Source organism: Aurantimonas sp. C2-5-R2 (assembly GCF_036549495.1).
Lineage (GTDB): Bacteria > Pseudomonadota > Alphaproteobacteria > Rhizobiales > Rhizobiaceae > Aurantimonas > Aurantimonas coralicida_A.
The window spans coordinates 25,266-33,843 of sequence record NZ_JAZHLJ010000044.1; the positions used below are offsets into that span (position 1 = coordinate 25,266).

General features: G+C 65.1%; 5 protein-coding genes and 1 pseudogene. 2 read left to right on the forward strand and 4 right to left on the reverse strand.

Going from position 1 to position 8,578, the window contains the following annotated elements:
• Nucleotides 1-156: 156 nt before the first annotated feature.
• Complete coding sequence (locus VQ044_RS16715; RefSeq protein WP_327648293.1) at nucleotides 157-1,500, reverse strand: aminotransferase class III-fold pyridoxal phosphate-dependent enzyme; 1,344 nt, start codon at nucleotides 1,498-1,500, stop codon at nucleotides 157-159.
• A 107-nt stretch (nucleotides 1,501-1,607) separates the two neighbouring features.
• Here VQ044_RS16715 and pdxR point away from each other — a divergent pair, with 107 nt between their 5' ends.
• Together pdxR and VQ044_RS16725 are read left to right on the forward strand one after the other, a co-directional pair.
• Nucleotides 1,608-3,122, forward strand: coding sequence for a MocR-like pyridoxine biosynthesis transcription factor PdxR (gene pdxR, locus VQ044_RS16720; RefSeq protein ID WP_327648291.1), 1,515 nt, complete (start codon nucleotides 1,608-1,610; stop codon nucleotides 3,120-3,122).
• A 16-nt stretch (nucleotides 3,123-3,138) separates the two neighbouring features.
• Nucleotides 3,139-3,894, forward strand: coding sequence for a sulfite exporter TauE/SafE family protein (locus tag VQ044_RS16725; protein WP_327648289.1), 756 nt, complete (start codon nucleotides 3,139-3,141; stop codon nucleotides 3,892-3,894).
• A gap of 10 nt (nucleotides 3,895-3,904) precedes the next feature.
• Here VQ044_RS16725 and VQ044_RS16730 read toward each other — a convergent pair whose 3' ends face one another.
• The 3 genes and pseudogenes from VQ044_RS16730 to VQ044_RS25745 form a co-directional block, all read right to left on the reverse strand.
• Entirely contained in the window at nucleotides 3,905-6,394 is a 2,490-nt protein-coding gene (locus tag VQ044_RS16730; RefSeq protein WP_327648288.1) for a GcvT family protein, read from the reverse strand.
• On the reverse strand, nucleotides 6,391-8,196 hold the full coding sequence (locus VQ044_RS16735; protein ID WP_442873835.1) for a GcvT family protein: 1,806 nt from the start codon (nucleotides 8,194-8,196) through the stop codon (nucleotides 6,391-6,393). Before VQ044_RS16735 ends, VQ044_RS16730 begins: the two co-directional genes overlap by 4 nt.
• A 115-nt stretch (nucleotides 8,197-8,311) precedes the next feature.
• A pseudogene (locus VQ044_RS25745) lies at nucleotides 8,312-8,488 on the reverse strand (FAD-dependent oxidoreductase); the annotation flags it as partial.
• Nucleotides 8,489-8,578 lie beyond the last annotated feature (90 nt).

Below are 8,578 nucleotides of genomic sequence, written 5' to 3' on the forward strand. Positions count from 1 at the left end.
CGATGTCGAAGCGCACGGCATTCGATCCTGCAATCGAGGCCCCGCCGATCACCCCGTTCGGAATAGATCGGCGAGCTCGCGTGGCTTGGGCTGGCACTCTCGCGCGCGTTCGATCGTGAAGTAATGCTCATCGAAGAAACGGCAAAAACCACAGTGCTAAAGATGCTGGTCGAGCGTCCTGCGCAGTTTGTCGACGATCTCGTCGACATGCTTGCGCTCGGCGATGAAGGCCGGCGCCACCACCGCGACGTCGCCGGTGAACTTCACGTGGCAGCCGTTCCAGAACAGATCCTTCTGCATCTGCTGGCCGCGCCGGCCCGGCGCCCCGTCGCTCTTGACCTCGACGCCGGCCATCAGGCCGACCACCCGCAGGTCGAACACCAGCGGGTGGTCCTTGAGGCCGAAGATCGCCTCCTCGAAATACGGCGCCAATTCCGCCGCACGGTCAAACAGGCCCTCGGATGCGTAGATCTCCTGCGCCGCCAATCCCGCCGCACAGGCGGCCGGATGCGCCGAATAGGTGTAGCCGTGGAAGAACTCGACGGCGCCCTCGGGGCTGGCGTTGGTAACCGTCTCGTAGACCGCGTCGCGCACTGCGACCGCGCCCATCGGAATGGCGCCGTTAGTCAGCGCCTTGGCCATGGTGACGATGTCCGGCACGACATCGTACTTGTCGCAGGCGAACGGCGCGCCGAGACGACCGAAGCCGGTGATCACCTCGTCGAACACCAGCAGGATGCCGTGTTTGTCGCAGATTTCGCGCAACCGCTTGAGATAGCCCTTCGGCGGCACCAGCGTTCCGGTGGAGCCGGCGACCGGCTCGACGAAGCAGGCGGCGATGGTCCGCGGACCGTAGGTCTGGCAGATGCGCTCCAGATCCTCGGCGAGTTCGGCGCCGTGCTCCGGCTGGCCGCGCGTCATCTTGTTCTCTTCCTGCCAGGTATGCCGCATCAGCGCCACATGCGGCATGGTGGCGGGAAACGCCTCGCGGTTCTTGATCATGCCGGACAGTGACACCCCGCCGATGTTCACGCCGTGATAGGCCCGCTCGCGCGACACGAAGCGGATGCGCTCTCCCTCGCCGCGGGCGCGGTGATAGGCCATGGCGATCTTCAACGCCGTGTCGATCGACTCCGAACCCGAATTGACGAAGAAGACGTGGTTGATCGGCTCCGGCAGGAGATCGGCGACCTTCTGTGCCAGGGCGAAGGAAGTCGGCTGACCCAGTTGGAAGGGCGCGACATAGTCGTTTTGCAGCATCTGCCGGTGAACGGCATCGGCGATTTCCTTGCGCCCGTGACCGGCGGGGCAGCAGAACAGGCCGGACGACCCGTCGATGACCTGATTGCCGTTCTGGTCCCAGCAGAACATGCCCTCTGAGCGCATCACCATCCGCGGACTCTGCTTGAAGTCGCGATTGCCGGAAAACGGCATCCAGTGGGCTTCGAGGGAATTGGTGGGTGAAAAGGCGACGTCTGCGGCTGCGGATCTGGAGCTCATGGTTCACCTCGATGGAAGTTTGGCGGGCGCACCCGGATTCACTTGCGAATGTCAGCTTCCTCACGATACCGTCCGGTCTGGCCTGATCGTAGGACCAGATAGCCCAATTGGGTAAGACCAGGATCGTCATGCGCAACGCACTGTTTCATGTCGACAAGGGCGAAACCTTCACACTGCAGGCGCAGATTCGCGAGGGTCTGGTCTCCGCCGTGCTGGCCGGCCAGCTCTCGGCGATGGAATCGGTTCCCTCCACTCGGGCCATGGCGCGCCAGCTCGGCGTGTCGCGCAATACCGTCGTGCTGTCGTATCAGGCCCTGGTCGAGGATGGGTTCCTGCTTGCGCGGGAGCGCAGCGGCTTTTACGTCAACCCCGATGTCCTGACGGGACTGGTGCCGTCGGCGGACGCGGCTGCCCCGACTGAGGACAAAGGCAAGATCGACTGGCAGGCGCGCCTGCGAATCCATCCCGCCGGTCAGGTCAATATCGTCAAGCCGGAAGACTGGCGGGACCATCCCTATCTTTTCATCTACGGCCAGATCGATCACACTCTGTTTCCCATTTCCGAATGGCGCGACTGCGTCCGCCAGGCCATGGGCGCAAAAGGTTTGGACCAGTGGACGGCGGACCGTTTCAACGCCGACGACCCGATGCTGATCGAACAGATCCGCACCCGCATCCTGCCCCGCCGGGGAATCGCCGCGCGTGACGAGGAGATTCTCATCACCATGGGCGCTCAGAACGCCCTCTACCTGGTTTCAAGTCTGCTGGTCGGAGCGAACACGCGCGTCGCCATCGAGGACCCGGGCTATCCCGACGCGCGCAACATGTTCGCCTTGCGCACCCGGCACGTCGTGCCGATACCAGTCGACGAGAATGGGCTGCTGATGGACGAGCGGCTGGCCGCCTGTCAGTTGGCCTTCATCACCCCGTCGCATCATTTCCCCACCACGGCGACGCTACCACTGTCCCGACGCAAGGAATTGTTGGCGCTCGCCAGCGCCAACAACCTGATCATTCTGGAGGACGATTACGAGTTCGAGGCCAACTATGTCTCCGCACCAACCCCGGCGCTGAAGTCGCTGGATAAGGAGGGACGGGTCATCTACATCGGCAGCTTGTCCAAGTCCCTGGTGCCGGGCGTCCGGATCGGCTTCCTGGTCGCCCCGAAACCGCTGATCGATCAGGCGCGAGCGCTGCGCCGGCTGATGCTGCGCCACCCGCCCGGTAACAACCAGCGCGCCGCCGCCCTCTTCCTGGCTTTCGGACATCACGATGCGCTGTTGGGGCGATTGCACCGTGTTTACCGCGAACGCTGGCGGGTCAGGGGCGAGGCGCTGCAGACCCATTTGCCGTTCTGGTCGCGCAGCCCGACCTTCGGCGGCACCAGCTATTGGCTGGAAGGACCGCCGGGGTTCGATGCCGGTGAATTGGCGCGGCGGGCGCTGAAGCAAGGGATCGTCATCGAGGCCGGCGATTTCTTCTTCGCCGGCCGCAATCCGCCGCGAAACTATTTCCGCCTCGGCTTCTCCGCGATCGCCACCGACCGTATCGCCGAGGGCGTTCGCAAGTTGGCCGAGATCGTCAGGAGCCTGCCCTCGTCATCGACGCAAGCCGCCGAATAATGGCGACCGGCCTCCCATGCCCGCATCGATGTTGAACCTTAGCGCCGGCGGCCTCGTCCTCAGCGCGGCGGTCTTCCTGTGCGCGGGCTTCGCGCGAGGATATGCCGGATTCGGCATGTCGGCGGTGATCATGGCGGCGCTGACGCTCATCCTGCCGCCGGCCGAACTGGTGCCGATCGCCATCGGTCTGGAGATCGCCGCGAGCCTCGGTCAGGCGCGCGGTGTCTGGCGCGAGATCGACTGGCGAATTCTGGGGTTCCTGTTCGCCGGCGCGCTGATCGGCAATCCGATCGGCGTTCATTTGCTCGCCACCTTGCCGCCCGAGCCGGTGAAGAGCGCACTGCTGGCCTTCATTCTGTTCGCCAGCCTGCTCTTGTGGCTGAGTCCCGGGCTGGCGCTGCGTCTGTCCGGCAGCCTGTTGGCCGCAACGGGTCTGGTGTCGGGTATCGTCAACGGCGCCGCCGGGGTCGGTGGCCTCGTCGTCGCGCTGGTCTTCACGGCGGGGCGCATCCCAGCGGCCATCATGCGCGCCGTCTTCATCGCCTATCTGTTCGCCATCGATCTCTGGGGCAGCGCGCTGCTGACGCTCAATGGCCTGTTCGACGTGACGGCGTTGGCGCGCATCGGCTTCGCCCTGCCATTCATGGCGCTGGGCGTCTGGCTCGGCGGGCGGCGGTTCCTGTCCGCCACCCCGCAATCGTTCCGCGTCTTCGTCCTGGCGATGTTGGTCGTGCTTTGCGCCATCGGCCTGATCAAACTCGCCCTCTTATGAGGCCGCTCGTTCAGGCGCGAACCCGCTCCGACTTGGGATCGTAGAGCGGCTTGAGGCTGGCGATGGCACCGACGCGCTCGCCTGCAACCTCGATCTCGTAGGAGGAACCGACGATATCGCCGGGCTTTTCGTCTGGCGCGCATTGCACATAGCCAAGGCCGATTGCCGCGCCGAGATGATGTCCGTAGCCGCCCGAGGTCAGGAACCCGGCGATCGCGCCGTCCCGCCAGATCGGCTCGGTGTGATAGAGCAGCGGCTCGGCATCATCGAGCTTGAACTGTACCAGCCGCCTCGTCAGGCCTTCCTGCTTTTTCGCCGCCACGGCGGCGCGGCCGATGAAATCGCCATAGGCGCCAGGCGTCTTATCGGGCTTCACGGCAAAGCCCAGCCCCGACTCCAGCACATGATCCTCGTCGGACAGATCATGGCCGAAATGGCGATACGCCTTCTCCAGCCGGCAGGCATCCATGGTGTGCATGCCGCAAAGGCGCAGGCCGAATGCGTCGCCTGCCTCCATGACGGTATCGAAGACATGCCGGGCCAAATCGCTCGGCATGTAGAGTTCGTAGCCGAGTTCGCCGACATAAGTGATGCGGTGGGCGCGCACCATGCCCATGCCGAGTTCGATCTCGCGGGCCGACGCGAACGGAAATGCCGCGTTGGAAAGATCGGCGCCGGTGAGCGACTGCAGGAGCTCCCGCGCATTCGGCCCCATCACCGGCAGGCAGGCCTCGGCGCTGGTGACGTCAATGACGGTGCAATGGGCGTCACCCGGAATATGGCGCTTCAGCCACGCCAGTTCGCGGACGCCCTGGGCCGCGCCGGTGATCACCAGGAAGGCGGTCTCGGAGAGGCGCGTCACGGTCAGGTCGGCTTCGACGCCGCCGCGCTCGTTGAGCCATTGCGTGTAGACGATGCGGCCCGGTGCCACGTCGACATCGTTGGCGCACAGCTTTTGCAGGACATCGAAGGCATCGCGGCCTTCCACCCGCAGCTTGACGAAGGACGACATGTCGAACAGCCCGACCGCCTCGCGCACCGCCTTGTGCTCGCTGGCGGCATAGTCGAACCAGTTCTGCCGACCCCAGCTGTAGCGATATTCGGGCTTGACCCCCCCGTTCCATATCCGCTTCGGCACGAACCAGTTGGCCCGCTCCCAGCCCGCTGTTTCGCCAAAGCAGGCGCCGCGCGCGGCCAGACGTTCGTGCAGCGGCGAGGTCCGCACCCCGCGGGCGCTTTCGAACTGGCGATAGGGAAAATGATCGGCATAGAGCAGACCGAGCGTCTCGCTGACGCGGTTGACGAGATAGGTGCGGTTGTTCTGCACCCGCTGCATCCGGCGAATGTCGACATCCCAGAGATCGAAGGGCGGCTCGCCATCCTCGATCCACTGCGCCAGCGCCATGCCGGCGCCGCCGGCCGACTGGATGCCGACCGAATTGAAGCCCGCCGCGACGAAGAACCCGGCGAGTTCCGGCGCTTCGCCAAGGAGATACCGGTCGTCCGGCGTGAAACTCTCCGGTCCGTTGAAGAAGGTATGGATTCCCGCCTTTTCGAGCGCGGGAAAGCGATTGACCGCCATCTCCAGGATCGGGGCGAAATGGTCGAAATCCTCAGGCAACTGGTCGAAGCAGAAATCTGCGGGAATGCCGTCCTGTCCCCAGGGCTTGGCGCGCGGCTCGAACGCGCCGAGCAATAGCTTGCCGGCGTCCTCCTTGTAATAGGCGCACTCGTCCGGCACCCGCATCACCGGCATGTCGCGCGGCAGATCGGCGATCGCTTCGGTCACGATGTAGAAATGTTCGCAGGCTTGCAGCGGCACGTTGACGCCCGCCATCTGGCCTACATCGCGGGCCCACATGCCGGCGCAGTTCACCACCACATCGGCCGAGAGATTGCCGGTCTCCTCGCCGCGCTGCCAGGCGACGCCGGTGGCGCGACCGTCGACCTGGTGAATGGCGGTGACCGCGACGCCCTCGATGATCTGCGCGCCGCGCATGCGGGCGCCCTTGGCCAGAGCCAGCGCGATATTGGTCGGATCGCCCTGCCCGTCCTTCGGCAGATAGACAGCACCGGTGACGTCTTCCATATTATATAGCGGATTCAGGCGTTTGGCGTCCGCGACCGAGATCTCCTCGATCTCGACGCCGAAGGAGCGCGCCATCGAGGCGCCGCGCTTCAACTCCTGCAACCGCTCGTCGGTCAAGGCGAGGGTGATCGAGCCATTGCGCTTGAACCCGGTCGCAACCTCCGTCTCGGCCTCCAGCGTGCCGTAGAGCTCCTGCGAATATTTGGCGAGCCGCGTCATGTTGTGGGTCGCCCGGAGCTGCGCGATCAGGCCCGCTGCGTGCCAGGTCGTGCCGCAGGTCAGCTGCTTTCGCTCCAGGAGGACGACGTCCGTCCAGCCAAGCTTGGTCAGGTGATAGGCGAGCGAGCAGCCGATGACGCCGCCGCCGATGATCACCGCGCGCGCCGAGGAAGGGACCGGTTTCGTCGTCATGACAGACCTTTCAGCCGCTCGTTGCGAGGGTCGTAAATGGGCTCGGCGACCACCGTCGCCTTGCGGCGCTCGCCGAGGATCTCGATTTCGACTTCGGTGCCGGGTTCGGTGAGATCGGCACGCAACATGGCAAGCGCGATCGTCTTCTGGATGCGATGGCCGAAGCCGGCCGAGGTGACGAGACCGACGCGCTCCTCGCCCTTCCAGACGCTCGAAAGCGGCACAGGATCGACGCCGCTGCGGTCAGCCGCACAATCGACGGTCAACGGCGCAAAACGCTCCGAGACGCCAGCCTCCCGTTCCCGGATCAGCGCGTCGCGGCCCATGAAGTCCGGCTTGTCGAGCCGGACGAAGCGGTCGAGCCCGCCCTGCAGCGGCGAATAGTCGGTCGACAGATCGCTCTTCCAGCCGCGGTAGCATTTTTCCAGCCGCATGGAATCCATGGCGTAGACGCCAAAATCCGCGATGCCGAATTCCTCGCCGGCCTGCCACAACATGTCGTAGGCACCGGCCAGCGTTGCCAGCGGCAGATGCAGCTCGTAGCCGAGTTCGCCGACATAATTGACGCGGATCGCCAGGCCGCGCGCCATGCCGATCTCGACAGGCTGGTGGGAAAGCCAGGGAAACGCCGCGTTCGACAGGTCGCTGTCCGCCACCTTGGCGAGGAGATCGCGCGACCGCGGACCGGCGATGACCAGCGTGCCCCAGCCGGCCGTTTCGTCGGTCAGCGTGAAATCGGCGTCCGCCGGCATGTGGCGCCTCAGCCAGTCGCGATCGTGCCACTGGCCACCGACGGCGCCGATCAGCCAGAAATGATCTTCGGCAAAGCGCGTGACGGTGAGCTCGGTCAGGATGCGTCCGGCCCTGGTGCAGAGATAGGCAAGGGTGACACGGCCGGGCTTCGGCAGCGCGCCGGCGATCATGCCGCCCAGCCATTCCGCTGCCCCCTCGCCCTTCATCTCGAACCGGGCGAAGGCGGTGAGGTCGAGAATTCCCACCTGGTTCGCGACGGCATCGCATTCGCGCGCCACCGACTCGAACCAGTCGCCACGGCCATAGGTCTCGGGAGCGTCCTCGTCGCCGGGTGTCCCGAACCAGGTCGGTTTTTCCCAACCACCGCGGGCGCCGAAACGAGCGCCCTTGACCTTCAGCCGCTCGTAGACCGGCGAGGTCTTGGCGGGCCGCCCTGCCGGCCATTCCAGATGGGGGTAGTGAATGGCGTATTCGTGCGAATAGACCTCGACGGCCTTGGCGACCGTGTAGGACTTGGTGGCGAAGTCGGTGAAACGGCGCGGATCGACCGCCCACATGTCCCATTCGGTCTCGCCTTCCGTGACCCAGTCAGCGAGCACCTTGCCGGCGCCACCGGCCTGGACGATGCCGAAGGTGAAGACGCAGGCTTCGAAGGCATTGCTGATGCCGGGGACGGGACCGATCAGCGGCAGGCCGTCCGGCGCATAGGGGATGGGTCCGTTGATGACCTTCTGGATACCGGCGCTGGCCAGCACCGGCATCCGCGCGCAGGCATCCTCGATATAGCTTTCGATGCGGTCCAGATCGTCCGACCAGAGCTGGAACGAGAAATCGGCAGGCATCGGATCGGCACGGCTCACCCAATAGGGCGTGGCCTGGTGCTCGTAGGGGCCGAGGATCAGGCCCTTGCCTTCCTGGCGCAGGTAGTAGGAAGAGTCGGGATCGCGGACCATCGGGATGCTCGTCTCGCGCGCGGAGAATTCGGGCACTTCCTCGGTGACGAGATATTGGTGCGACATCGCCACCGTCGGAACGTCGCGGCCCATCATGCGACCGAGCTCCGCGGCGCGGTAGCCAGCGGCGTTGACGATGATGTCCGCCTTTCACCGTGCCTTTGGCGGTCACAACATGCCAGGTGCCGTCGCTCTGCTGGTTCAACCCTGTCACTGGGCAGAATCGGATGATCGTCGCGCCCATTCCGCGCGCGGCCTTGGCGAACGCCTGGGTGATCTGCGCCGGGTCGATGTCCCCGTCCGCCGCGTCCCACAATCCGCCCTGGAGGTCATGGGTTTCCAGGAAGGGACAAAGATCGCGCATCTCCACCGTCGTGACCATCTCCATGGGAATGTCCCGGTCTCTGTTGAAACTCTGAAGTGGGCGGCGTTGCCCGCCTTGAGCCGTTAGGCTCGGGGTGCCGATTCCACTGAGGAG

Bases quoted from the DNA above. Each gene is read 5' to 3' on its own strand.
- VQ044_RS16715 (WP_327648293.1), bottom strand. From the start codon at position 1,500: ATGAGCTCCAGATCCGCAGCCGCAGACGTCGCCTTTTCACCCACCAAT.
- VQ044_RS16725 (WP_327648289.1), top strand. From the start codon at position 3,139: ATGCCCGCATCGATGTTGAACCTTAGCGCCGGCGGCCTCGTCCTCAGC.
- VQ044_RS16730 (WP_327648288.1), bottom strand. From the start codon at position 6,394: ATGACGACGAAACCGGTCCCTTCCTCGGCGCGCGCGGTGATCATCGGC.
- VQ044_RS16735 (WP_442873835.1), bottom strand. From the start codon at position 8,196: ATGATGGGCCGCGACGTTCCGACGGTGGCGATGTCGCACCAATATCTC.